Raw genomic sequence first — 24229 nt, 5'->3', positions numbered from 1 at the left:
AAGAAATATTACTCAAAGCCCAAAATAACGAATAAGTTACAAATATTATTATCTTAAGCTTTGAGCGTTAAATTTTATAAAATTTAGTTGCCTCTGCTTCCAGGCTTAATAGCCTTGCTACCGCCTTTGCAAAGCGGACAGTGCTCTGGCTCGTAAATTTCAAATTCAAAATTCCCCAAAGCGAAAAATGGCTTGTCGCTTGGCAGTTTTGCATTTGCCTTAGCTTCATTTCCTAAATTTGCAACCTTGCAAAAACCGCGGTTTGCAAGTGCCGCAAAGCCAACCACTTCACCACCAAGACTCTCTATCACGTGGGCTGCTTCAAGTGCCGAGCCGCCAGTTGTGATGATGTCTTCGCAAACTATAAATTTCTCGCCTTTTTTCACTTCAAAGCCGCGCCTTAGGCTCATCACCCTATCAACGCGCTCTGTAAATATAAAGCGCTTTTTCGCCGCACGAGCTAGCTCATATCCAGCTAAAATTCCGCCAAGTGCAGGAGAACAAACACTATCAAATTTAATGCCAAATTTCTCTATCACAGTGGCAAGCTCATCTGCTAGCTTTGCCGCAAGTGCTGGGTCTTCAAGCACCTTTGCACTTTGCAGATAAAACTGCGAGTGATTACCACTACTTAGCAAAAAGTGCCCCTCTAAATACGCCCCAGCGTCCTTATAAATTTTCTCTAAATCCATCGCTTTTTCCTTTTAAAATTTGCCAAAAATCTTAACACATACCCACTTAAGCCACTCTTTTTAAAATTTAATAAGCCCCACACTTGTATAATTCTTGCACTCATACAAAAAGGACACTCATGCTTCTCTTTAACCCTGTTGTTTTTAGCATTTTGGTGATGACGGTGCTATGTTTGCTGCGCTTTAACATCCTGCTTTCTATCCTCATCTCAGCCCTTGTCGCTGGTGTCATGTATAAGCATGGTTTTAGTGGATTTGAAAGTGGTTTGGCAAGCGGTTTTGAGAGCTTTTTTTCGGCCCTAAAAGAGACCACGCAAAGCCTCATAAGTGGCATGCAAGGCAACCTTGAGACCTCGCTGAGCTACATTTTATTAGGCGCTCTTGCAGCTGCCATCGCAAATACAAATTTAACAGCCATCTTGATAAATGCAATGAGTAAATTTCTTAGCTCAAATAAGGTCATTTTTACGCTAACTATCGCATTTATCGCTTGTTTGTCTCAAAACTTGATCCCAGTTCATATAGCCTTCATACCTATCTTGATCCCGCCACTTCTTGCTCTTATGAACAAAATGGGCATAGATAGACGTGCGGTGGCTTGCGCTCTTACATTTGGTCTGCAAGCGCCTTATGTGAGCCTTAGCGTTGGCTTTGGCCTTCTTTTTCACAATATCCTTAAAAAAGAGCTAGCAAACAACGGCATAAACACAACTATCTCGGACATTTCTTCAGTTATGTGGATCGGCGGTGCGTCGATGTTTGTAGGGCTCATCTTAGCCATACTTTTTTATAGTAAAAAAAGGATTTATAAAACTTCTAAATTTGAAAAGGCCGAGCTTGATGAGATCGAGCGCGCAAAGAGCCTTGAGATGACTAAAAAAGAGTGGGCGGTCTTAGCTGGTGCGGTTGTCGCCTTTGTCGTGCAAATTTACACTTCGCTCTTGCCGCTTGGCGCGCTACTTGGACTTTTGGTCATGGTAGTTTTTGGAGGCATCGAATACAAAAAAGTAGATAAGATCATGGATAATGGCCTTGCTATGATGGGCTTTATCGCATTTATCATGCTTGTTGCTGCGGGATATGGCACCATTTTAAGAGAGAGTGGCGGTATAGACGAGCTTGTGAAATACGCTAGCTTGGTCTCTGGCGGCAAGATAGGCGGAGCATTTTTGATGCTACTTATCGGACTTCTTGTGACGATGGGTATAGGCACTAGCTTTGGTACTATCCCTATCTTAGCCTCTATCTATGTGCCACTTTGCCTTAGCCTTGGCTTTGGCGTGCCAGCTATCATCTTGCTAGTTGGCATAGCAGCGGCTCTAGGCGACGCTGGAAGCCCAGCAAGTGACAGCACACTTGGGCCAACGAGCGGTCTAAATGCTGATGGTGAGCACAACCACATATATGATACTTGCGTGCCTACATTTATATTTTTTAATATCCCACTAATCATCGGTGGCATCGTAGGTGCGTTGATACTTGGATAAATTATGATAGATAAAAAACAACCAAAATTATGTAAGGAGTAAAAATGATAGGTATGCTAGTTGCCGAAGAGACACCACAGATAGCTCAAATTTTACAAAAAGCGGTTCAAGAGATAAAACGAATAAACCCTCATGCAAAGGTTGAATTTGTAGATTATAACGACTACTATATAAATAAAGAAAATGAACAAAATTTGAAAGAGCTGATCGCAAAGCATAGACGTGGCGAGCTTAAATATTACACACTTGATGATGTGATCGCTGAAACCGATGCCATAATAGAAGGCAAAATTTAAGATGAAAATTCTTTTTACAGATGATTTTAAAGAGAATTTAAAAGAGATATTAAAATTCATAAAACAAGATAGCAAGGATCGTGCATATAACTTTCGCGATAGTCTAAAAAATGAAATCATGAAAATCCCTGAAAGACCATACTCTTACAGAGAAAATCTAACCATAAAAGATACTCAAGTAAGAGACTTGGTCTTCAAGGGATATGTTGTTGTATTCGTCATAGAAGAGGGCGAACAAACTATTACTATCATATCAATCTATAAACACAATCTGCCAAATTTAAAATATCCTCAGTAACTATTTTTTGCCGATATAAATTTTGGAACATCTTTTGCTTTAGAAAGATCATAAAAAATTTTAATAACGAGAAAAAGGATAAGCTCATGATGAGATCACTTTGGTCTGGTGTTTCAGGCCTACAAGCCCACCAGATAGCCATGGACGTAGAAGGCAACAATATCGCAAACGTCAATACCTATGGTTTTAAATACAACCGCGCAAATTTTGCTGATATACTAAGCCAAACTCCAAGAGTAGCTACAGCTCCACAAGGCCAGCTAGGCGGTCAAAACGCTATGCAAATAGGTCTAGGAACGACTATAAACTCAACTACAAGAATTTTCTCACAAGGCACACTAACAGCCACTGATAAGCAAACTGACCTTGCTCTTCAAGGAAATGGCTTCTTTGTCGTCTCTCCAGATGGCGGAACGACAAGATACTATACAAGAAACGGCGATTTCGTCCGTGATAAAGCTGGTAACTTCGTAAATAACAGCGGTTATATCGTTCAAGGCTGGACTAGAGATGACGAGACTGGCACTATCGACTCAACAGGCCCTATAAGCAACATCGTCATCAAAGAAGGTCTTACAACTCCAGCAAGAGCGACAACAGAAGTTAAAATAAAAGGCAACCTTGACTCAGGTAACAGCATCGGTCAAAGAAGCACACCTATTTACGCACTTGATTCAGTTGCTGGCGGACGTGATTTTAATAATGATGAAATTTTAAATGCCAACGAAGTTCATAACGAAAACGATACAAATAATGATGAATTTTATACAAACTCAAGAAACGAGCAAATTTTAACAGAGCGTGGCGTCGATCTTGGCGTTACATTTGACGAGCTTGGAAACGGTCTTGCACTAAGAGATGGACAAGGTATCTGGGTAAGCTACGCAAATGCTAAGACTGAAAAATTTTCAGTAGGTAGCGCTCTAGCACAAAACATCGGTCAGATCAACCCACCAGCTACACTTGATATAACACTAAATGGACAAAACATCAAAACTCAAGCTGGCACGATGACAAGCATCAGTGACGTTGCAGCTGCTATCAACGCTCAGTACAATAAAACTGGCGTTAGAGCTGAAATTTCAGAGGGCAACAAACTAACGCTTATAAACAGAAATAACTCAGGTACAACCGAAGAGACAAAAAACATCCACCTAACAGTAAATGCTGGAAACACAGTTGGCGGTCTAGCTAGCAAAGATATCATAACGGCTTATCAATATGTCTATACAAGCTCACAAACAACAGCTGTTCATCCAAATAACGATAAGATCGCAAGACAAATAACAACAACAGAAGATCTTCGTGCTGCTATGCAAGAGGATGCTAGAAACCATGTTGATTATAACGGCGATGGTCAAATAAGAGCAAACTCTGACGCACTTGATGCAGCAAAACTTGCAACTGCCGCTCACAAGGTAGCCCCTGGTACAGGTGGCGCAGCTATAACAAATCCAGCCTATGCACTAGCATATAACAACGCTTATGCAGCAGCAGCTGGCACACCTGATCAAAAACACGCAGCAGGTGTTGCTGCACTTCAGGCAGTAGCTGGAGATGATACGAACGATGGCGTAAAGATCACTGTAAATAAACTAGGTCAATTTCAACTAGAAAACCCTACAAATGAAATAGCTGATCAAGCTCTTTATATGACTACAACTGGCCTTACAAAACCAGCTCAAGGCACAAACAACGCAGCAGTAAATGAAAATGTTCGCTTTACAAACATCATGAAAGCACTTGATGGCGCACTAAGCCCTGGTCAAGCTCTAAGAGCAAGTGGCAAGATGATGATGTCAAGTCACGGCTCAACGGCTGAAATTTTTGACTCACTTGGCTCAAAACACACAGTTAGCGTCAAATGGGCAAAAGTAGGCACTACAACAGATGGTGGAACTGAGTGGAATATGATCATCCAAGTACCAGAGCCTGCTAAGATAAACTACACAGGTGAAGGTCCAGATAACGTCGTGACTGGCTCATTGAGATTTAACTCAAACGGCTCACTCGCTAGCTTTCACCCAGCTACGATAACATTTTCAGCTAACAACGGCTCACAAAGTGGTCAAAATGTTAGTTTAAATTTCGGTCTTGGAACTGATTTTAACGGACTAACAAGCTTTGATAAAGACTCTTCAACTGAGTCTATCTCACAAGATGGCTACACAGGTGGCACACTAAATGACCTAAAGATCGACGAAACTGGCACTATCATCGGTGCATTTACAAACGGCCAAAGCTTTGGCCTAGCTCAAGTTGCACTTGCTAGCTTTACAAACAACGAGGGTCTTCAAAGTGAGGGCGGAAACGTCTTTTCACAAACTGCAAACTCAGGCGAAGCAGTCATAGGCGCAGCAGGTACTGGCGATAAAGGAACGATCGCGGCTTCAAAACTAGAAGCTAGTAACGTCGATCTAAGCCGTGCGCTAACAGATCTTATCGTCATCCAAAGAGGCTTTCAAGCAAACTCAAAAACTATCACAACAAGTGATGAGATGCTAAACACACTTCTTCAACTAAAACAATAATACAGGGGGCGCTCGCTCCCTTTTAAATTTACAAATAAAATCAGCCTTCTTTTTGTAAAATGCTAAAAAATTTCACAAAAAGAGAAAATATGCAAGTAACACTACTAAATCACACTCCACTAAATATCTGCTCTCACGCGATCCGCACATGCTGGCAAAGCTTTGACAAAGGCGACAATGGCGGCGAAAAAGACGTCGAGCTGATAGATAGGGTGGGTAATAAATTTAAACACGCATCAACGCTGGAGCATCTTTACTACAACTTCTACATCCAAGGCATCTCTCGCGCGCTACTTCAAGAGCTAGCCCGCCACCGCGTAGCGAGCCTAAGCGTCAAATCAACCCGCTACACGCTAAAAGAGCTAAAAAAAGAGGAGAAATTTGAAATAGGGCAGTTTAAGCGTGCGGCTAAATTTATCGTGCTAACAAATGACGAAATGGTCGATAACGCAAGCATAAAAGCACTTGAAAACTTACGTGAAATTTTAGCCTCAACTACAAAAAGCCTTGATATAGTTAAATACTGCTTGCCAGAGTGCTATAAAACCGAGCTTACATGGAGTATAAATGCTAGAAGCTTGCAAAATTTCATCTCTCTAAGAAGCTCAAAGTCAGCCCTTTGGGAGATAAGAAATTTAGCAAATGCTATCTACAACGCCTTGCCTGATGAGCATAAATTTATATTCGAGAAGTGTTTGCCAGATGATGAGGCTTAAAATTAAGTGCAAAACAGCACCAAAGTATAAATTTAAAAAGTGTTCTAATATCTTTTAAAAATATCTTGGTGTCTGCCTATTTTAAAAAGCTTTAAAATTTCATCATCTCTTTGATAGATTATTACCAAATCTCCAAAAACGTGGCACTCTCTAAAATCTTTTAAGCTTCCAGTAAGCTGATGATCTTTTAAATCATCAGCTAATTTTTCATCATTTTGTAGTTGAAAAACCACCTTTGAAATCGCTTTTTCATCCCATCCTTGCTTTAAAACTAACTTCAAATCCTTTTTATAAGTGCTAAAAATTTCTAAAATTCTCATCAATGATTTTCTTGTTTTATTTCATTGATCAAGTCATCATGATTTTTGTAAAATCCAACACTTTTTGCGTTTTTTAGATCAAGCAATGTCTGTTCTGTCGGCATCTCTTGATCTTTTGAACTATTGACATACTTAATTTTATATTTAGGATCCATAGCTTGTGCCATCGCTTTAAATGCCTCAATAGCTTTTTGACTGATGTTATCACCTATTATTGTTATTGTTTGCATAGCATGCCTTTTTGTTTTTTTGGGGATTATATCATTTTTTGTTTTATTGTGTTTTTGTCTAAAATTTACTTTTTCAAAACGTAAAGAAGTTCGTCTACGTGGATGTTTCTAGCTTTTAAATTTCTGCTGCCGCGGTAGGCATTATATTTTTGGCGAAGTAGATGAACTTTTCCCATTTTATTTAGGTTTTTATCAAAATCATCTTGGTTTATAAAGCCCTCTGAATTAAACGAGATAAGCACAAATTTAGCCTTTAAATTTGCTATGAGCTCGAAAAATGCCTCGCTTGCTGATGATTTTTTGTTAAAAACTGATCTGTTCCAGTCCTTTGAGATACCTGAAACTTTTGAAATTTTACTTGGCTCTTCATAGCTTGCGATGAGATTTAGCATGAAGTAGTTTGAGCCGTATGGGTGCTGGTTATAAGGTGGATCAAGATAGACTAGATCAAGCCCATCAAGCTCTTTTGCTAGCAAATTTGCATCCTTTTGATAGACCTCAAATGGCACGCTAAAATTTGAAAAGATGGGTTTTGTCAAATTTATATCAGAAGTGATCCTTGAGATGGCATTTTGCCCCCTGCCGCCAAACTGACCAATACCCTCTTTATTTTTATGAAAACCTTTAAAAATTCCACTCGTATTTGCATGCACGCTTGCATTATAAAGTAGCGGTGCTATGAAAAATTTTCTCATCTCCTCTGGCAATATCTCATCTATGAGCCTTCTTGCAGTGTCAATGAATTTGGCATTTTTCTTTGTGTAAAAGACCCGCTCGCCAAAAGCGATATTTTCATCATCTTGTGGAGCATAAAGCCTTGTTATAAAGCCCTCAGAAAGGTTTTCTTCTATCTCTTTTTCAAGCTTTTTTTGCCAGAAATTTATCTCATCTTTTAGCTCGTTTGTGGCGTTTTGCAGGTAGCATGAGTTTGTGATGAAGCTATAAAGCTCCAAGTCGTTGGCGACTAGAAATTCGCTATTTTGCTTTAAAAACCTAGCCACCACGCCGCTTCCACTAAAGAGGTCGCAGCAGCTAAGCTTCTCTTTTTTAAGCTCGTCTTTTGCGTATTTTACGCCTCGCTCGATAAAGCCTAAAAGAGAGCGTTTATTACCAAGATAGGTTAAAATTTGCTCTTTTAGATAGGCTTGATTTTCTTGTTTTACTGGTTTCAAATCAGTGCTTTTTTAGTCCCATAGCATCAACGTCAAGCTTGATCTCATCGTTATTTATGATGACTAGGTCTTGTGCTAAAATTTTGCTTGCTATGGCGTGTGCTTCATCAAGTGAGTGCATCTTGTAAGTGCCGCATTGAAATTTATTTAGCTCTGGAATTTTATCTTGATCTTTAACCTCTAAGATATCTTTCATCGAAGCAAGCCATGCCTTTTTCACAGCTTCTTCGCTAGGTGTGCCGATCACACTCATATAAAAGCCAGTCCTGCAACCCATCGGCGAGATGTCTATGATCTCTACGCCGTTGCCATTTAGATGGTTTCTCATAAAGCCAGCAAATAGATGCTCTAAAGTGTGAGTGCCCTTTTCTGGCAAAATTTCTTCATTTGGCTTGCAAAATCTCAAGTCAAAAACGCTGATATCATCGCCTTTTGGGGTCTTCATACTCTTTGCTAGTCTTACTCCTGGGGCTTTCATCTTCACATGATCTACGCAAAAACTATCAAGTAGTGGCATATATTCTCCTTTAAATTTTTGGTAATTTTAGCGTAAAAAAGATTTAAAATTTAAAGGCCCACGTAAATTTACATGAGCCTGGTAATATTTTAATAGTTTGAGATATTAAAATTTATTTTTTCTAACGTCTGTTAGTATGACCTTCGCCATGCCGTCTATCTCGCTAGTTACGTCATTTGTGTTACTAACAACGCTTCTATTTTCTTTTGTGACGTTATCTATCTGAGCAACACTTCTATTTATCATATTTATGCCCTCAGCTTGCTCTTTTATAGATTCGCTCATCTCGTTGATTGACTGAGCAAGGACATTTGTATTTGCCTCGATCTCGCCTAGACTTTTTTGTGTGCGCTCAGCTAGTTTTCTAACCTCATCAGCCACAACCGCAAAGCCACGTCCATGCTCGCCAGCCCTTGCTGCTTCTATGGCGGCATTTAGAGCTAGTAAATTTGTCTGATCAGCGATGTCACGGATGATGACGATGATGTTTTTGATCTCTTCACTTTGTCTTATGACATCTCCTGTCTTTTGTGAGATAGCATTCATCGAGCTACTCATCTGCTCAACCGCAGCCGCGCTCTCTTGGATAGAGTCAGCTTGTTTGCTAGCACCATCAGTTAAATTTCTCATAGACTCAGCAAGCATAGTTGCTTTTTCTTCTAAAATTTGAGCTTGATTTAGGTTGCTATTTAGCATAGCGCTTATAGCGTCACCTGCATTATTTATGCCAACTATCATAGCTTTTAGATCAGCCTCTATGTCATCTCTTAACTCGATCTTAGCGGTGTAGTCATTATTTGAGTAGGCTTTTAGGATATTTATGACGCTGCCTAAATTTTGACTGATAGAGCTAAAGAAGGTGTTTAGTAGATCTTTTAGCTTGATAAGTGATGGGTTGTTTGGATTCTCACTTAGTTTTACGCCTAAATTTCCTCTTATCATATTATTTGCCGCTACATTTAGCTCTTTAAGCATGGTGTTATCTTTTTTGATGCCAGCTATGACTTTGTCGATATTTTTATTTATCTCTTCACTCATCACGCCAAATTCATCAGTTGTGTGGATGTCTAGCTTGCTTGGGGCAGTGCTGCTCTCATAAGTGATAAATTTAAACGTATCAGAGAGCTTCTCTTGGATAACGCTGATAGGTTTAAGCGAGCGTTTTAGTAGCACAAAAACAATGGCTGAAAGTATTGCTATAAATACCACAGCAAGGGTTAGTTGCGCTTTTAAGATAGGCATAGTATGCTTTGAAAAAGTATCCGCACCTATAGCAACGGTTGCAAGCCAGCCATCATCGTTGATAGGTAAAATTTTAGCCGTTACATCTTGGTTTTTAGAGTTTTTATATGAGATCAGACCATTTTCGTCAAATTCTTTATTGGCATATTTTTCTGAGACGACCTTTGTAGCTGGTAATATAGTGCCAACTTCTGAAGCTACGTCAGAAAAGAGCATAGTGCCATCTTTTTTCATTATATAGGCATATCCGCCATCGCCAGTGTTGCCTATCTCGATGATCTTGTCACTAACTTTCTTTACATCTATATCTATACCAACAACGCCAACAAATTTACCATTTTTAGTAACAGGAGCAGTAAAACTCATAACAAGATCATTTGTAGAAGTGACCCTTGGCTCGGTATAAATTTCTTTATTTTTCTCTTTTGTGCTCTTATACCAGCCTCTAGTTCTTGGGTCGTAGTTGTCAGCTACGGTTGTTCTTTTGCCGTCTGACTGAAAGAAGTGTCCATCCTCATCGCCGTAATAGACATATTTCACCGCAGAGTTTGCGACCTTTTTTTCTAATAAGACAAAGTTCATTATCTCATCGCCACTTTGAGCGCCTTCAACAGCTGATGAAATTTTCTTGACGTATTCTAAATTTTCATCAAAAAAAGTGTTTGCAACACTCTTTATATCTTTGAGGACCTGATCCTCTTTGCCACTGACAAGCTCAACGATCTTGTCCTTTGAAGTAAAATAACTAACCGCAGAGATAGCGCAAAACGAGATGATGAGTAAGATCATCAAGGCGAGTGCTATCTTATTTGTAATAGAACGAAACACCTATGCTCCTTTAAATTTTGTTTGAAATTCATTTGTAAAACAAAATCGGAGCAAAAGTATAAATGTTTATAGTGTTCTCATAAATTCGGTGCTGTAAATTCCCTCGATGCGTCTTTTCATATCATCATGCCAGCCATTTGTAAGAGTGGTGAGGGCGTTAAATTTCTCTAGTAAATTTAAATTTTCACTTGGCGCGTAAAATAGCCTATTTATCTCTAAAATGCTCATATGAACTGGGTCACTTTCTATAATCTCTATCACGTCGCCCGCCTTGCACGAGCCTGGCGTAAGGACGCGGTAGTACCAGCCAGTAAGGCCTGTTTCAAAGATGTGAGTTGCCATATTTTCATTGCCCCATCTTTTTGAAAGCTTAAAGCATGGCTTTCTAGGCTGCGAGACTTGAAGCACAAGCGAGCCGATCTTATGGATATCGCCCACATAAACGCAGCTCTCATCAAGCCCATCAACGCATAAATTCTCCCCCATCGCCCCATAAGCCATATTTTTTAATCCTAAAAATTTCTCCCACTCGGCGTAGTTTGCAAATGAATTTGCAAAGACTGCCTTTTCAGGGCCGCCGTGATGCTTCGTATCAGCGACGCTATCGCCCTCAAAGCCAAGCTCATTTGCGAAAATTTCGCCATTTTGAGCTACTTTAAAAATAGCCGAGCTCCAAGGTAAATTTAGCTTATCAGTCGCATTTTGCGAGCCGTAGTTTTTCACATCACCGATTAGTAAAGCTTTTAGTGTTGCCATATTTTTCCTATCAAATTTAGTTTATTCTTAAATTATTCGCGTGAGTTAGTGCAATCGCGATAGCATCGGTGATATCAAGCGGTTTTATCTCTTTGTTTATGCCTAAAATTTTCTTCACCATAAATGCCACCTGCTCTTTGTCAGCCTTTGCCTTGCCAGTGACTGTTTTTTTCACCTGAAGCGGCGTGTATTCGGCAAAGTCACCATGAAGCTGCAAAATTTTAAGACTAAGTGCCCCACGAAACTGAGCGAGCTTTAAGACCGTTTTTGGGTTGTAGGCAAAGAAGATGTCCTCTATCGCGACCTCGTCAAATTTATGGTTTTTAAAGATGAGATCAAGCCCCTCACAAAGCTCTGTTATTTGGTATTGAAGCGTGTTTGGCTTTATCTTTATAAGCCCAGCTTCAAGAAGAGTAGTTTTAAATTTGCTCTTTTCAAGTATCGCGTAACCGCAATTTTTCGTGCCTGGATCGATTCCTAAAATTTTCATCACAATCTTTTCAATACTTTTTCACGACTTTTTCACGCCGTGAAAAAGTTTGTCAGAGTTTAACAAAGGTTTTATTAAATTTAAGATAAAATCGCTAATAAAATTCATTAAATAAAAAGGGTTGAAATTTGCTAGCAGACGAGATTTTAGAGCTTTTACAGACAAAAATATCAGCTAATGAATTTGACTGCTACATCAAACAATTAAAATTTAACGAAAAGGCTTCAAACGAAGATTTTATAGTTTTTAACGCCACGAGTGAATTGATGGCTAAATTTATAAAAACTAGATACGCAGAAAAGATCGCCTACCTTTACGAAGTAAAAACCGGCAAAAAGCCAGAGGTCGAGATAACAAGCCAAACAAAGCTAAAAAATATAAAACAAAGCCAAGTAAATGTAAAGCAGATCAAGGCGCAAAGCAGCATTTTAAACCCTGGATATACATTTGAAAATTTTGTCTGCGGCGACTCAAATCAGTTTGCATTTTTAAACGCAAAGGCAGTTGCAGACAAGCCTGGCGTGCTTTACAACCCACTTTTTATATATGGCACAACCGGTCTTGGCAAGACGCACCTGCTTCAATCAGTTGGCAACTACTGCCTAGATCAAGGCAAAGTAGTCATCTGCGTGACGAGCGATCAGTTTATGATTGATTTTACCACGCATCTAAATAGCCACTCAATGACTAAATTTCGTGAAAAGTACCGAAACTGCGACGTTTTACTAATTGACGACGTGCAGTTTTTAGGCAAAACAGATAAAATTCAAGAGGAGTTTTTCAACACATTTAACGAGCTCATCGCCAAAAAAGGTCAGATCGTCATGACCTCAGACCGCCCAGCAAAGATACTAAAAGGCTTTGATGAGAGGCTAAAGTCAAGGTTTGAGCAAAGCATAATGGCTGATATCACACCGCCTGAGCTTGATACAAAGATAGCTATCATCATCAAAAAATGTGAATTTGACAAAATTTATCTAAACAAAGAGGTCATCGACTACATCGCTACAAACATGGGCGATAATATCCGTGAGATCGAGGGCGCTATCATAAATTTAAATGCCTACGCAAGCTTGATGAGAGTTGAGATAACGCTTGAATTTGCTAAAAACACACTAAAAGATCTCATCAAAGAAAAACATGAAAATATAAATCTTGAAACCATTATAGAGATCGTTAGCAAAGAGCTAAACATCAAGCCAAGCGACATAAAAAGCAAATCAAGAGTGCAAAACATCGTAGAAGCTAGACGCATCATCATCTACCTTGCGAAGATGCTCACTACAAATTCAATGCCGCAGATCGCAAACTATTTTGGTATGAAAGACCATAGCGCCGTTAGTCACAACATAAAAAAGATAAACGAGCTCATGGAGAGCAACGAAATTTTCAATCTCAGAGTGACTGAGATAAAGAACAAAATTTTAACAAAAGGATAAAAACAGAATGAAATTCGTGAATAAATGTGAAGAAATGAAAAATTCTTTTCACATTTTAAATAACGATGCTGGCGTGAGAAAAGATGGTTTTCACACTTTCACGCTACCAACTAATACAACAAAAAGAAAATTAAAAATAAGAGGGAGTATTTAATGAAGGTTTTAATAAACAAAAACATGCTTGAGAGCATAGTAACAAACACTAATCCATATCTCGAAAAAAGAGATCTTAGTGCTATAACTTCTCACATCTATATCTCTGCAAAAGATGGAGTTTTAAACATAAAAGCGACTGATCACGAGATAGGACTAGCATATAAACTAAGCAACGCAAAGATCGTTGATGAAGGCTATGCAACAGCAAATGGCAAAAAGCTACTTGACATAATAAAAAGCCTAAAAGATGAAGAGGTAACGCTTGAAACTGTTAATAACTATCTTTACATCAAACAAAAAAACTCAAAATACAAACTTCCTATGTATAAATTTGAAGACTTCCCAGAGTTTCCAACGATAGAAGGCAAGGCTAAATTTAACATAGACGCCATAATGCTAGGCAGAAGCTTAAAGAAAATTTTGCCATGCATTGATAGCAACAACCCTAAATTTGAGCTAAATGGCGCTTTGCTAGACATAAAACAAAACTATATAAATATAGTAGGCACCGATACAAAAAGGCTAGCTGTATTTAAATTTGCAAATGAAGCGAGCAATGAGTTTTCACTGATCATCCCTAAAAAGGCGATAAATGAAATTCAAAAGCTATTTTTCGACAAGATAGAAATTTACTATGATGAAAACGTCCTCATCGCTCAAAGCCAAAATTTTGAGTTTTTCACAAAGCTGATAAATGGCAAATTCCCTGACTATGAGCGCGTTATACCAAAAGATATTGCTATAAGATTTGAGCTAAGCAGAGATAAGATGGTTGAGGGTATAAAGACTATTTCTATGCTAAGCGATCAGATGAAGATAACTTTTTCAAAAGAGAGCATCACATTTGAGAGCATCATAGAGGACAACTCTGAGGCAAAAACGATGATAGAGTTTCAAACTGGACTTGAAGAAGATATCAGCATAAATGTAAAAAATAGAAATTTAATAGACTTCTTACAAAGCATAGAAGATGAGAAATTTGAGTTTGGATTTAAAGATAAAAATTTACCTTTTGTTGTTAGCTCAAAAGAGCTTTTAACAGTTATAAGTCCATTAAATATATAAGTTAAAAAAGGTTTATGATGGAAAATAATTACGGCGCAGAAAATATTAAAGTACTAAAAGGGCTTGAGGCGGTCAGGAAGCGCCCAGGCATGTATATAGGCGATACTAACATAAGCGGTCTTCACCATATGATCTACGAAGTCGTTGATAACTCTATCGACGAAGCGATGGCAGGATACTGCGATACGATAGATGTTGAGCTTACTCGTGAGGGCTCAGCGATCATTAGCGATAATGGCCGTGGTATCCCAGTAGATATGCACCCAACTGAGAAAATTTCAGCTGCGACTGTTGTTCTAACTGTGCTTCACGCTGGTGGTAAATTTGACAAAGATACTTATAAGGTCTCAGGCGGTCTTCACGGCGTTGGTGTATCTGTTGTAAATGCCCTTTCTAAAAAGCTAATCGTAAATATCAAACGTGATGGCAAGCTTCACAGACAAGAATTTGCAAAAGGCATCCCTCAAAGCGACCTTGAAGTGATAAAAACTACAAACCGCACAGGCACGCAAGTTGAGTTTTGGCCAGATGATAGCATATTTGAAGTGACTGAATTTAACGATGAAATTTTAACTAAAAGATTTCGCGAGCTAGCCTATTTAAACCCAAAGATAACTATAAATTTCAAAGATCAAAGAAATGGCAGAAGCGAGAGCTTTCATTTTGAGGGCGGATTAGAGAGCTTTGTGACTGATATGAATAAGGCAAACGCTGTCAGCAAAGCGGTCTCATTTAGCGGCGGCGAAGATGACGTTATGGTTGATTTTGCGCTGCTTTATAATGACACTTATAGTGAAAATTTACTAAGCTTTGTAAATAATATCAAAACTCCAGATGGCGGTACGCACGAGGCTGGCTTTAGAGCGGGCCTTACAAGAGTTATCACAAACTACGTTCAAGCAAACGCTGCTGCACGTGAAAAAGATACAAAGATAACTGGTGAAGATATCCGCGAGGGACTTATCGCAGTTGTAAGTGTAAAGGTGCCAGAGCCGCAGTTTGAGGGACAAACAAAGGGCAAACTAGGTTCAAGCTACGTAAAACCTATCGTTCAAAAGATGGTTTTTGACGTGCTTACAAAGTATTTTGAAGAAAATCCTATCGAAGCAAGAGCGATAATGGATAAAGCTCTAATGGCAGCTCGTGGTAGAGAAGCTGCTAAAAAAGCTAGGGATCTAACTCGTAAAAAAGAGAGCATGAGCGTAGGCACACTCCCTGGCAAACTAGCTGACTGCCAGAGCAAAGACCCAGTCATCAGCGAGCTATATCTAGTGGAGGGCGACTCTGCGGGCGGTTCTGCAAAGCAGGGACGTGATAGAGTTTTCCAAGCGATATTGCCGCTTAAGGGTAAAATTCTAAACGTTGAAAAGGCAAGACTGGATAAAATTTTAAAGTCTGACGAGATAAAAAATATGATAACAGCGCTAGGCTGCGGTATCGGAGATGAATTTGACGCTGAAAAGCTTAGATATCATAAGATCATCATCATGACCGATGCCGACGTCGATGGTAGCCACATCCAGACGCTACTTTTAACATTCTTCTTTAGATTTTTAAATAAAGTTGTAGAAAACGGCCACATCTACCTAGCTCAGCCGCCACTTTACCGCTATAAAAAAGGTAAAAAAGAAATTTATCTAAAAGATGAAAAGGCACTAAACGAATTTCTTATCGAAACTGGCATCGAGGGCGTTGATATTGAAGGCATCGGTAGTGCGGATTTGATTGATTTCTTAAAGATCGTTGCAGCTTATAGAAGCGTCTTAAAAGAGCTTGAAAAACGCTTTAACGTTCTTTCAGCGATCCGCTATATGATAGAAAATCCAGACATCGTCTCAAAAAGTTACAATGAAATTTTTGAAATTTTAAGAGACTTCTTAAAAGCTGAGGGTCATAACATATTAAACCACTATGTTAGCGAAGATGAGGTTAGAATTTACGTCCAAACAGAGAGCGGCCTAGAAGAGCTTGTGGTAAATGAAAATTTATTTACAAATCCACTCTATGAAGAGGCGCTTTACATCAGCCAAAAGATAAAAGAGCGTGGATTAGACTTGCATAGTGACGTTATCGACGTGCTTGATGAAGTAGAGAAAAATGCGAAAAAAGGTGCATATATCCAGCGCTACAAAGGTCTTGGTGAGATGAACCCTGAACAGCTTTGGGAGACAACTATGAACCCTGAGAACAGAAGACTTTTAAAGATCGATATAAATGATGCTATAAGTGCGTCTGACACGTTTAATCTCTTCATGGGTGATGAGGTCGAGCCAAGAAGAAACTACATCCAAGACCATGCAAAAGACGTTAAACACTTAGATATATAAAAGGTGATCAAATTTAAATTTGACCTGGTTAGTAAAAATATAAAGGATAAAAAATGAGCGAAGAGCTAGAGATAGAGATGAAATACGGCGAGAAAATTTTGAAAGAATTTGACGTAGAGAGTGACCTTGAGGTCTGGGAAAATAAGCAAACAAGGGACTATGTCATAAAGATCACTCTGCCTGAGTTTTGCTGCCTTTGCCCTCGCTCTGGTTATCCTGACTTTGCGACCATATACCTTGAGTACATCCCAAATAAGCTAGTTGTCGAGCTAAAAGCGATAAAACTTTATATAAATAGCTTTATGAACCGCAACATCAGCCACGAAGATAGTATAAATGAAATTTACTCTGTTTTAGAAAAAAAACTAGAGCCAAAATTTATGAAGATAGTTGGCGACTTTAACCCACGTGGAAACGTCCATACAGTTATCGAGATCAGCTCTGATCTAGTGGTAAAAAAGCCAGTTGAGGAGAAAGAATTTACTCCAAGAACTAGAGAAAGAAGTAGCTTTGGCGATAAGCCACGTGAAAGACGTAGCACGAGTGATCGTGGCAGTAGCAGGGGCAGCAGTAGGGCTGGTGGCAGCAGAGGTGGCAGAGATGATAAATTTCAAAAAGATGACAAGCCAAGAAGAAGCTCAAACAAAGAGGGCTTTAGAAAGATAAGCTACGCCGATGATAAGAAGCCAAAAGTAGTCAAAAAGGATAAATAATGATAAGTGCTAAGCTTATAGAACATATCTTTAAAGCAGCATCTATATCACGTTGGAACGACTATCCAAAGATGACAAATTTAGTCGAGCTTGACAAGCAGGCTCATAAATTTATCATCGCTTATTTCATAGCAAAACAAGAACAAAATGCCGACATGAACTACATCATCGAGGCTGGAATTTTTGAGTTTTTAAGCAGGGTCGTAGTCACAGACATACGCCCTGACGTCTTTCACCACATCCAAAAGACAAAAAAAGAGCAGATAAATAGCTGGGTTTTAAGTAACCTTGAGACGCTCATCTCAGATATCGAGGGAGGCGAGTTTTTAGAGAGATTTAAAAACCACTATAAAAATGACAAAAGTCACGAAAAAGAGCGCCTCATACTAAAAGCGGCGAGCTACCTTGCCACGAGGTGGGAATTTTCTATCGTCTATCAAACGAGCCAGTTTTTAAGTTATATCGACGAGCTTAAGGCGAAGGTTGAGGAAGAGATGGAGGATTATTATGAGCTAATCGGCGTTAGAAAGATCGCTATGAATCAAAAATTAGCCCGTCTTGTTGATCTAAGTGGTAGGTTAAGATTTCAAAAGCGCTGGGCACAAACGCCTCGTATCCCTGAAACTGCGGTCTTAGGACATATGCTAGTTGTTGCGATACTTAGCTATTTTTACTCACTAAAAGCAAAAGCTTGTAAAAAACGTCTAGAAAATAACTTCTTTTGCGCACTATTTCACGACCTACCAGAGAGCCTTACAAGGGATATCATAAGCCCTGTAAAATACGGCGTAAAGGGGCTAAATGAGATCATCAGCGAGTATGAGATGAGGCTTATTGATGAGAGGATTTTGCCATTTGTGCCAGAAAAGATCAGAGATGAGTTTAGCTACATCCTTGGTATCAGAAAAGATGGCGAGAAATTTATAAAAGATGAGTTTGAAAATAGGACTTACGAGCGCAAGATCATCTGCCACGAAGGGACTATGGAGAACGTAAATGAGGATAAATTTAACCCAATAGACGGCAAAGCGCTAAAATACTGTGACAAGCTCTCAGCCTACATCGAAGCTGGAATTTCCATAAGCTACGGCGTCAAGTCAAAAGAGCTAACCGATGGCTTTAATAATATGTATAAATTTTTTAGCGAAAAACCTAAGATCGACGGAGTGGATTTTTTAGAAATTTGCGATGATTTTAATGAGCATTTTGGTTTAGAAAGACCCCCTCTCAGATGACTGCGGCACACACTTAATACAAGTGCTCTGCTGTGTTCCCACCCTGAAGCGGTGCTCATAAAAAGCATTGCACAGGTCTAAGAAGGAGCTTCGCAATCATACAAAAACTATACTTAAATTTAGTTTTATAGTTACATTTTTAAAAATTTAGCTTTAAGAGTATATAATCTCACATAAATTTCACCAAAAGTAGGGCAATGCCAGGAAAGATCAAACTTCGTTTTTTATCGGCTTTTAGGGATTTTTTCATCTATCATCACAAGTCTTTAGAGTTTCGTGCAAAAATTTTTGCTGCTATGATTTCAGCTAAATTTGACCCAGACGAGGATGATTTTTACGTTTTAAACGACATCGTAAGTGAAATTTACGAAAACGATCAGACTAGAAAAGACTTCTTAATCCAAACCGTTAGAGAGTACGTCGCAAGGGTCAAAAGAAACGATAGGATCACGCTTGACACGCTTCTTTTATGCATAGATAAAGATATGAAAGACCACAAAAGATACGCTAAAAAGATAGACTTTTCGCACCTTCGCCGCTTGATGAGTGGCTGCGAGGAGGAAATTTTAGTCCAGCAAAGGGTCTATGAGTTTTTGATAAATGAGGTCAAACTCTATTCGCAAAACGCTTAAATTTCACTCTAAATTTAATCAAAATTTTTCGTGGCTTGTAGCTAAATTTTCTCGTTTCTGACCTTGTTTTTTCTATTTAACTCGCTAGTTTAGGTGATTTATGACTAAAAATTCGAAACAAAACTTCATAAGCTAAATTTACATTGATAATTGCATTATTTTTTGATAAAGCTGTTACTAAGATAAAAAATAAGCGCATAGATTAGTCCGCTTGTGATGAGTGGGACTGGTTGCACTTTCTTGGCGTCGCTTGCTTGTGCTACCTTGCAAAGGGAAAAGAGCTTAGAGGAGGCCATAGGGCTTTCAAAAGAGTATATCTGCTCCATTATAAAAGAGAGTATCGACACAAAGCTAGGCGCAAAAAAACGCCTACTTTGGCACGGAGCGAAGTAAATTTAAACTGTTTTTTGCACTGCGGCTGAGTGAGTTATGATATCGTGTAAATTTAGCTTGTCTTTTCTAAAAAAGCAAAGGCAAAGTCCGATGATGCTAAAGCCAGCAAACGCAAAGCAAATTTGGCGCAAGATCGCGTGAAAAAGGCCTAGTTTTTTGCCAGTTTGTAAATTTATGAGATAAATTTCTTGCGCTTTGTAGCCCGGAGTCTGTGCCTTTATGCTAAAAAATAGACACATTATAAATGAGATGAGGCTATTTGCGCCAAAGATCGCAAGCTGGTTTTGCAAAAACGCCTCTTTGCCGTCAAGCAAAAGGTAGGTCGTGGCGTAAAGTATCGGCATACCGATGATGAAAAGATCGATGATAAAGGCCTTTACTCTAGCCCAGATCGTTGCGATTTTTGCCTTTTGTTTTGCCAAGTTATTTTCCTGTGTTTATGTAGATACGGCTAAATTTCTCCCAGTCATATAGGTAGATAAGACAGTCGATCACCTCGCAGCTTTCATCGTAAAGATCGCCGTCCTCGCCGTTGTCTTGCATGATAGGCAGCATGCCTGATCCTCTCGAGACCTCACACCAATACTCATAAAAATCAAGCTTTTTGATATCGCTCTCTAGCACGCCAAACATGTCTAAAAACTGATAAACGCTAAGGTCAAAAAAGCTCTTATTTTCAGTTTTTTGCAGGTGTTTTACACTATTTGTGTGCATCAAACTAGCTCAACGCCTTTGCCACTTACCACTTCGCCGATCACGTAGCCATCGCTATTTGCTAGCACAGCATCTACGTTTTCTTTAGGCACAACAAGGATCATGCCAACACCCATGTTAAAGGTCCTCATCATCTCGCTTTCTTCTACTTTTTGTGCGAGGATTTTAAAAATTTCAGGCGTTTTTACAGCGCTTTTTTGCACCTTCGCACCAAGCCCAGCAGGGAAAACTCGAGGCAGGTTTTCAACTATGCCACCACCAGTTATATGCGCCATTGCGGTGATCTTATCTTTTAATTTTAAAAAGTCGCTCACGTAAATTCTAGTTGGCTCAAGAAGGACGTCGATGAGTGTTCTATCGCCCACTTTTTCGTCAAATTTTAGCCCAAGCTCGCTTACTACTTTTCTTGCAAGAGAGAAGCCATTTGAGTGCAGGCCGCTGCTTGGAAGTGCGACTAAAACGTCGCTTGCTTTTACAAATTTACTCCTATCGATCTCGTCAGCCTCAGCGATACCCACGGCAAATCCAGCAAGATCAAAGTCGCCCTTTTCATACATCGACGGCATCTCGGCTGTCTCACCACCGATAAGCGCGCACTGAGCCTTTTTGCAGCCATTTGCGATGCTTTTTACCACCTCTTTGGCGCTTTCTATCTCAAGCTTTGCAGTCGCGTAGTAGTCGAGGAAAAAGAGTGGTGTGGCGAAGTTGCAGATGAGGTCATTTACGCACATAGCGACTAGATCCTCGCCAACGCCCTCAAATTTCTTAGCGTCGATAGCTAGGCGAAGCTTCGTGCCAACGCCGTCTGTGGCACCTAAAATGGCTGGATTTTTATATCCGCTTGGTAGTCTCACCGCACCTGAAAATGATCCGATGCCGCCTATGACGTTTGGTGTTTGCGTAGATTTTACGAAAGGCTTGATCGCCTCAACAAAGCTATTTCCAGCATCTATATCAACTCCGGCATCTTTATAACTTATCATTTTCGCCCTTTTGGTTATTTTTTAAAACTTTAGCCAAAAGTTGCTAAAATTGTTATCAATTTTCAAAAATGGAGCGATTTTGCAGAAATTTCCAAATGCCTACGTCATCGCAGGCTCGATCGCCAGCGGCAAAAGCACGGTTGTAAATTTACTAAAAGAGCGAGGTTTTAGCGTGATCGATGCGGACTTGATTGCGCACGAACAGCTTGAAATTTGCAAATGCGAGATCGTTAGAGAGTTTGGCGAGCAAATTTTAGATGAAGCTGGCAAGATAGATCGCAAAAAGCTTGGCGCTATCGTCTTTCGTGAGCCAAAAAAGCTTAAAAATTTAGAGCAAATTTTGCATCCAAAGATAAAGGCTGAAATTTTATCAAAGGCCTTGCAGCTTGAGTGCTTGGGACAGGTTTATTTTGTCGATATCCCTTTATTTTTTGAAAAAAAAGAGCGTTACGCTGAGTTTAAAAATGTAGTTGTGATATACGCTCCAAAAGAGCTTTTGCTAAGCCGTCTAATGAGCCGAAACGCTCTAAGCTTAGAGGATGCAAAGGCTAGAGCAGAGCTTCAGATGGACATCGAGCAAAAGAAAAAAATGGCAAAATTTGTTATCGATAATAGCAATGACAGGGAGAATTTAGAGCTGGAGCTAGAGAAATTTTTAAAGCAGATCGGCGCTATTTCTTGATAAATTTACTAGCAAATTTATATGTTTGCATGGCCTCTTTACTACCCAAATCCCAGCTATCAAGCTCGGCTTTTACTAAATTTGGAAATTTCTTACTTATATCTTTTAAGGCATTGCCAACTGATTTTCTAAGATACTCGCTCGCACTATTTTTTAGACTAGAAAGCCGCCTAATGGCCTCATCTGGGTTATCTTTAAAATAGGGCCTACTAGTCCATATCCTAAGGCCCTCACTCACGGCTCTTTTTGCATTTGTGTTGCCATTTTCTAGCCACTCATCGATGGTTAAAAGTGCTTGCTCGTAGCCAACTTTTTTACAAAACTCATCAAACGCCTTTGCTAAAATTTCTTGAACTCGCCAGTTTTCATCCTTTGAAACCTGATCTCTCATAAACGTCAAAATTTCTTCACGATCCGATAGGTATCCAAAGAGAAAGACGGCGTACATCCTGACTTGATAGAGCTTTGAGCTGTATGCTAGACGCGCCAGCTCTTTGCAGTGCTCAGCTCCATTTGCTTTATAGTCAGCCAAAGCCCTTTTTTCTTGCTCTTTAAAGCCATTTTCTATCAAAGAAAACTCTTTTTCTAAATTTAAGATGTAGCTCTTCAAGGTGGCTCCTTTAATTTTATTAACAACTCTTACTTAAATTTTAGTAAAATCACGCAAAAAATAAAAGGACAGCTCATGCAAGTCTCAAAGTACAACGCCAGCGGCAATGATTTTGTCATATTTCACACATTTTTAAGCAAAGATAGAAGCGAGCTTGCAAGGCAAATTTGCAGCCGAACAAACGGCGTGGGAGCTGACGGGCTCATCGTGCTTTTGCCTTACGAAAAGGGCGTGAAATGGGAGTTTTACAACAGCGACGGAAGCTACGCTGCGATGTGTGGCAACGGCTCGCGTGCGGCTGCTAGATATGCCTATCTAAACGGCCTTGTAAGTTCAAGAGAATTTGCCTTGCTAACTGGTAGCGGCGAGGTGATGGCAAGTGTGAAAGGTGAGTGCGTTGAGGTCGTGCTAACAAGTCCAAAAATCTTAAGCGAACCGCTAGATGAAGGTGGCAAAACTTGGTACTTTTACGATACTGGCGTGCCACATCTTGTAAATTTCACACAAAATTTAGATGAATTTGACGTCAAAGAGTGCAGGGCGCTTCGTCAAAAATACAATGCAAATGTAAATTTAGCCAAATTTGATGGCGGAGTTTTAAAGGTGAGAACCTATGAAAGGGGCGTGGAGGACGAGACGCTAGCTTGTGGCACTGGCATGGCGGCTTGCTTTTACGGCGCTACTTTAAATTTAAATGCAGCGCAATGTCTAAAAGTCTATCCAAAAAGCGGCGAGGAGCTTGGTCTTAGGCTGGAAAAAGGTAAAATTTTATTTAGCGGAGCAGTGAAACACTGCTTTGATACGAGTATTGAAATTTAGCTATTTTTGCTGCTGGGTAGTTAAATTTGGCTAGTAGTTTGTAAAAGTCGCGGGCTAAATTTCATATCAAATTTTGTATAAAACAAAGAGTTTTTAGAGTTTTTGTTATTAAATTTTAAAGTGTATAAAAAAAGATCTCCGCCGAAGCGGAGAAAAGGTGTTATTTCAAAGCATCTTTTGCTTGTTTTGCAAGTGCCGCAAATGCCTTCGCGTCATTCATAGCTAGATCAGCTAAAATTTTTCTATCAAGTTCTATGTTAGCTTTGTTTAAGCCGTTGATAAATCTTGAATAGCTAATGTCGTTTAGTCTGCAAGCTGCGTTGATACGAACGATCCATAAACGTCTGAAATCACGTTTTTTCTGGCGTCTGTCGCGGTATGCGTAAACTAAACTTCTCTCTAGTTGCTCTTTAGCTTTTCTAAAGTGTTTATGTCTAGCACTGAAAAAGCCACGTGCTAGCTTTAAAACTTTCTTATGGCGTCTTCTTCTAACTACGCCTGTTTTTACTCTTGCCATATTTATCCTTTTACAAATTGGCGCTCACAAAGTGAGTCTTGCCCCTAAATTTGGGGGAGTTTGAATGACTTTTTGTCAAAAACTTAAATCTACAGCTGCTTATACGCCGAGCATTTTGCGAACGGCTGGGACATTTGTGCTGTCCACGTATTGTGGGCCACGCAAATCTCTCATACGCTTACTAGGTTTTTTTGTTAAGATATGGCTTCTAAAAGCAGAGCCTCTTTTTATCTTATTTTTACCTACTTTAAAGCGCTTAGCAGCACCGCGAACGGTTTTCATCTTTGGCATGCTAATCCTTTTTGAAATTTTATACGCAAGTGCGTAAGATTTGGATTATAGCGAAAAATCCTTTAGAAAATTTAAATT

Annotated in this window: 28 protein-coding genes, 1 other RNA gene and 1 pseudogene; 14 read left to right on the top strand and 16 right to left on the bottom strand. The window is 39.4% G+C overall.

The window, feature by feature from the left end; genetic code table 11:
• Nucleotides 1–83 precede the first annotated feature (83 nt).
• Nucleotides 84–692, bottom strand: coding sequence for an orotate phosphoribosyltransferase (pyrE, locus tag CYP77_RS04625; protein WP_103567090.1), 609 nt, complete (start codon nucleotides 690–692; stop codon nucleotides 84–86).
• Between the two features lie 119 nt (nucleotides 693–811).
• Between pyrE and CYP77_RS04620 the strand changes: the two genes are divergently transcribed.
• The 5 genes from CYP77_RS04620 (at nucleotide 812) to thyX (ending at nucleotide 6020) form a co-directional block, all read left to right on the top strand.
• Nucleotides 812–2179, top strand: coding sequence for a Na+/H+ antiporter NhaC family protein (locus CYP77_RS04620; protein ID WP_103567089.1), 1368 nt, complete (start codon nucleotides 812–814; stop codon nucleotides 2177–2179).
• Nucleotides 2180–2223: 44 nt separating this feature from the next.
• Nucleotides 2224–2475 carry a hypothetical protein gene (locus CYP77_RS04615; RefSeq protein WP_103567088.1) on the top strand — a complete coding sequence of 84 codons (252 nt, stop codon included), beginning with the start codon at nucleotides 2224–2226 and terminating at the stop codon, nucleotides 2473–2475.
• Nucleotide 2476: 1 nt separating this feature from the next.
• Nucleotides 2477–2773 (top strand): type II toxin-antitoxin system RelE/ParE family toxin, encoded by a 297-nt coding sequence (locus CYP77_RS04610; RefSeq protein ID WP_103567087.1) that lies wholly within the window; start codon nucleotides 2477–2479, stop codon nucleotides 2771–2773.
• A gap of 86 nt (nucleotides 2774–2859) precedes the next feature.
• On the top strand, nucleotides 2860–5304 hold the full coding sequence (flgE, locus tag CYP77_RS04605; RefSeq protein WP_103567086.1) for a flagellar hook protein FlgE: 2445 nt from the start codon (nucleotides 2860–2862) through the stop codon (nucleotides 5302–5304).
• Between the two features lie 89 nt (nucleotides 5305–5393).
• Nucleotides 5394–6020, top strand: a complete 627-nt coding sequence (gene thyX / locus CYP77_RS04600) for an FAD-dependent thymidylate synthase (protein ID WP_103567085.1) — start codon at nucleotides 5394–5396, stop codon at nucleotides 6018–6020.
• Nucleotides 6021–6064: 44 nt separating this feature from the next.
• Here thyX and CYP77_RS04595 read toward each other — a convergent pair whose 3' ends face one another.
• From CYP77_RS04595 to ruvC, 8 genes and pseudogenes are all read right to left on the bottom strand, one after another.
• Nucleotides 6065–6340, bottom strand: a complete 276-nt coding sequence (locus CYP77_RS04595; protein WP_103567136.1) for a type II toxin-antitoxin system RelE/ParE family toxin — start codon at nucleotides 6338–6340, stop codon at nucleotides 6065–6067.
• Nucleotides 6340–6570, bottom strand: coding sequence for a molybdopterin converting factor (locus tag CYP77_RS04590; protein ID WP_103567084.1), 231 nt, complete (start codon nucleotides 6568–6570; stop codon nucleotides 6340–6342). The genes CYP77_RS04595 and CYP77_RS04590 overlap by 1 nt, the downstream gene beginning before the upstream one ends.
• Nucleotides 6571–6635: 65 nt before the next feature.
• Complete coding sequence (locus CYP77_RS04585) at nucleotides 6636–7742, bottom strand: DNA adenine methylase (RefSeq protein WP_103567083.1); 1107 nt, start codon at nucleotides 7740–7742, stop codon at nucleotides 6636–6638.
• Nucleotide 7743: 1 nt separating this feature from the next.
• Nucleotides 7744–8259: an S-ribosylhomocysteine lyase gene (luxS, locus tag CYP77_RS04580; RefSeq protein WP_103567082.1), complete on the bottom strand. Its 516-nt coding sequence runs from the start codon at nucleotides 8257–8259 to the stop codon at nucleotides 7744–7746.
• A gap of 105 nt (nucleotides 8260–8364) precedes the next feature.
• Nucleotides 8365–8805: a methyl-accepting chemotaxis protein gene (locus CYP77_RS10360; RefSeq protein WP_411160869.1), complete on the bottom strand. Its 441-nt coding sequence runs from the start codon at nucleotides 8803–8805 to the stop codon at nucleotides 8365–8367.
• A 753-nt stretch (nucleotides 8806–9558) separates the two neighbouring features.
• Nucleotides 9559–10290: pseudogene (locus tag CYP77_RS10355) on the bottom strand (cache domain-containing protein); the annotation flags it as partial.
• A gap of 105 nt (nucleotides 10291–10395) precedes the next feature.
• Nucleotides 10396–11085, bottom strand: coding sequence for an MOSC domain-containing protein (locus CYP77_RS04570; protein ID WP_103567042.1), 690 nt, complete (start codon nucleotides 11083–11085; stop codon nucleotides 10396–10398).
• A gap of 16 nt (nucleotides 11086–11101) precedes the next feature.
• Nucleotides 11102–11581 (bottom strand): crossover junction endodeoxyribonuclease RuvC, encoded by a 480-nt coding sequence (ruvC, locus tag CYP77_RS04565; RefSeq protein WP_103567041.1) that lies wholly within the window; start codon nucleotides 11579–11581, stop codon nucleotides 11102–11104.
• A 122-nt stretch (nucleotides 11582–11703) separates the two neighbouring features.
• Here ruvC and dnaA point away from each other — a divergent pair, with 122 nt between their 5' ends.
• From dnaA to CYP77_RS04540, 5 genes are all read left to right on the top strand, one after another.
• Complete coding sequence (gene dnaA / locus CYP77_RS04560; RefSeq protein ID WP_103567040.1) at nucleotides 11704–13014, top strand: chromosomal replication initiator protein DnaA; 1311 nt, start codon at nucleotides 11704–11706, stop codon at nucleotides 13012–13014.
• Nucleotides 13015–13167: 153 nt separating this feature from the next.
• Complete coding sequence (dnaN, locus tag CYP77_RS04555) at nucleotides 13168–14235, top strand: DNA polymerase III subunit beta (protein WP_021087099.1); 1068 nt, start codon at nucleotides 13168–13170, stop codon at nucleotides 14233–14235.
• Between the two features lie 17 nt (nucleotides 14236–14252).
• Nucleotides 14253–16562: a DNA topoisomerase (ATP-hydrolyzing) subunit B gene (gene gyrB / locus CYP77_RS04550; protein WP_103567039.1), complete on the top strand. Its 2310-nt coding sequence runs from the start codon at nucleotides 14253–14255 to the stop codon at nucleotides 16560–16562.
• 53 nt (nucleotides 16563–16615) lie between these two features.
• Nucleotides 16616–17275: a preQ(1) synthase gene (gene queF, locus CYP77_RS04545; RefSeq protein ID WP_234411909.1), complete on the top strand. Its 660-nt coding sequence runs from the start codon at nucleotides 16616–16618 to the stop codon at nucleotides 17273–17275.
• Nucleotides 17275–18510, top strand: a complete 1236-nt coding sequence (locus tag CYP77_RS04540) for an HD domain-containing protein (protein ID WP_103567038.1) — start codon at nucleotides 17275–17277, stop codon at nucleotides 18508–18510. Before queF ends, CYP77_RS04540 begins: the two co-directional genes overlap by 1 nt.
• Here the strand turns inward: CYP77_RS04540 and ffs are convergent.
• An RNA gene (gene ffs / locus CYP77_RS04535) (signal recognition particle sRNA small type) lies at nucleotides 18497–18594 on the bottom strand. The genes CYP77_RS04540 and ffs overlap by 14 nt on opposite strands.
• A 113-nt stretch (nucleotides 18595–18707) precedes the next feature.
• Here ffs and CYP77_RS04530 point away from each other — a divergent pair.
• Together CYP77_RS04530 and CYP77_RS04525 are read left to right on the top strand one after the other, a co-directional pair.
• Complete coding sequence (locus CYP77_RS04530) at nucleotides 18708–19142, top strand: hypothetical protein (RefSeq protein ID WP_103567037.1); 435 nt, start codon at nucleotides 18708–18710, stop codon at nucleotides 19140–19142.
• Nucleotides 19143–19358: 216 nt separating this feature from the next.
• Nucleotides 19359–19535 (top strand): bifunctional hydroxymethylpyrimidine kinase/phosphomethylpyrimidine kinase, encoded by a 177-nt coding sequence (locus CYP77_RS04525; RefSeq protein WP_141090569.1) that lies wholly within the window; start codon nucleotides 19359–19361, stop codon nucleotides 19533–19535.
• Between the two features lie 2 nt (nucleotides 19536–19537).
• On the opposite strand, the gene CYP77_RS04520 is transcribed toward CYP77_RS04525, so the two are convergent.
• From CYP77_RS04520 to purM, 3 genes are read right to left on the bottom strand one after another with little or no spacing between them, the layout of a single operon-like run.
• Complete coding sequence (locus CYP77_RS04520) at nucleotides 19538–19957, bottom strand: RDD family protein (RefSeq protein WP_103567035.1); 420 nt, start codon at nucleotides 19955–19957, stop codon at nucleotides 19538–19540.
• Between the two features lies 1 nt (nucleotide 19958).
• Complete coding sequence (locus CYP77_RS04515) at nucleotides 19959–20249, bottom strand: hypothetical protein (protein WP_103567034.1); 291 nt, start codon at nucleotides 20247–20249, stop codon at nucleotides 19959–19961.
• Nucleotides 20249–21232 carry a phosphoribosylformylglycinamidine cyclo-ligase gene (gene purM / locus CYP77_RS04510; RefSeq protein ID WP_103567033.1) on the bottom strand — a complete coding sequence of 328 codons (984 nt, stop codon included), beginning with the start codon at nucleotides 21230–21232 and terminating at the stop codon, nucleotides 20249–20251. The genes CYP77_RS04515 and purM overlap by 1 nt, the downstream gene beginning before the upstream one ends.
• Before the next feature lie 79 nt (nucleotides 21233–21311).
• Here purM and coaE point away from each other — a divergent pair, with 79 nt between their 5' ends.
• Complete coding sequence (coaE, locus tag CYP77_RS04505; RefSeq protein WP_103567032.1) at nucleotides 21312–21914, top strand: dephospho-CoA kinase; 603 nt, start codon at nucleotides 21312–21314, stop codon at nucleotides 21912–21914.
• Here coaE and CYP77_RS04500 read toward each other — a convergent pair.
• The gene (locus CYP77_RS04500) at nucleotides 21904–22524 is read right to left on the bottom strand and encodes a DNA alkylation repair protein (RefSeq protein ID WP_103599701.1); all 621 of its coding nucleotides are present in this window, start codon (nucleotides 22522–22524) and stop codon (nucleotides 21904–21906) included. The genes coaE and CYP77_RS04500 overlap by 11 nt on opposite strands.
• A 75-nt stretch (nucleotides 22525–22599) precedes the next feature.
• Here CYP77_RS04500 and dapF point away from each other — a divergent pair, with 75 nt between their 5' ends.
• Entirely contained in the window at nucleotides 22600–23343 is a 744-nt protein-coding gene (dapF, locus tag CYP77_RS04495) for a diaminopimelate epimerase (RefSeq protein ID WP_103567030.1), read from the top strand.
• Between the two features lie 160 nt (nucleotides 23344–23503).
• On the opposite strand, the gene rplT is transcribed toward dapF, so the two are convergent.
• Both rplT and rpmI read right to left on the bottom strand, forming a co-directional pair.
• Nucleotides 23504–23860, bottom strand: coding sequence for a 50S ribosomal protein L20 (rplT, locus tag CYP77_RS04490; RefSeq protein ID WP_009295119.1), 357 nt, complete (start codon nucleotides 23858–23860; stop codon nucleotides 23504–23506).
• 99 nt (nucleotides 23861–23959) lie between these two features.
• On the bottom strand, nucleotides 23960–24151 hold the full coding sequence (rpmI, locus tag CYP77_RS04485) for a 50S ribosomal protein L35 (RefSeq protein WP_012000969.1): 192 nt from the start codon (nucleotides 24149–24151) through the stop codon (nucleotides 23960–23962).
• Between the last annotated feature and the right edge of the window lie 78 nt (nucleotides 24152–24229).

Origin of the sequence: Campylobacter concisus, from assembly GCF_002913865.1 — a bacterium.
Classification (GTDB): Bacteria; Campylobacterota; Campylobacteria; order Campylobacterales; family Campylobacteraceae; genus Campylobacter_A; species Campylobacter_A concisus_AM.
Note: the sequence above shows the minus strand (reverse complement) of the source record. Positions and strands in the feature narration are given on the sequence as shown.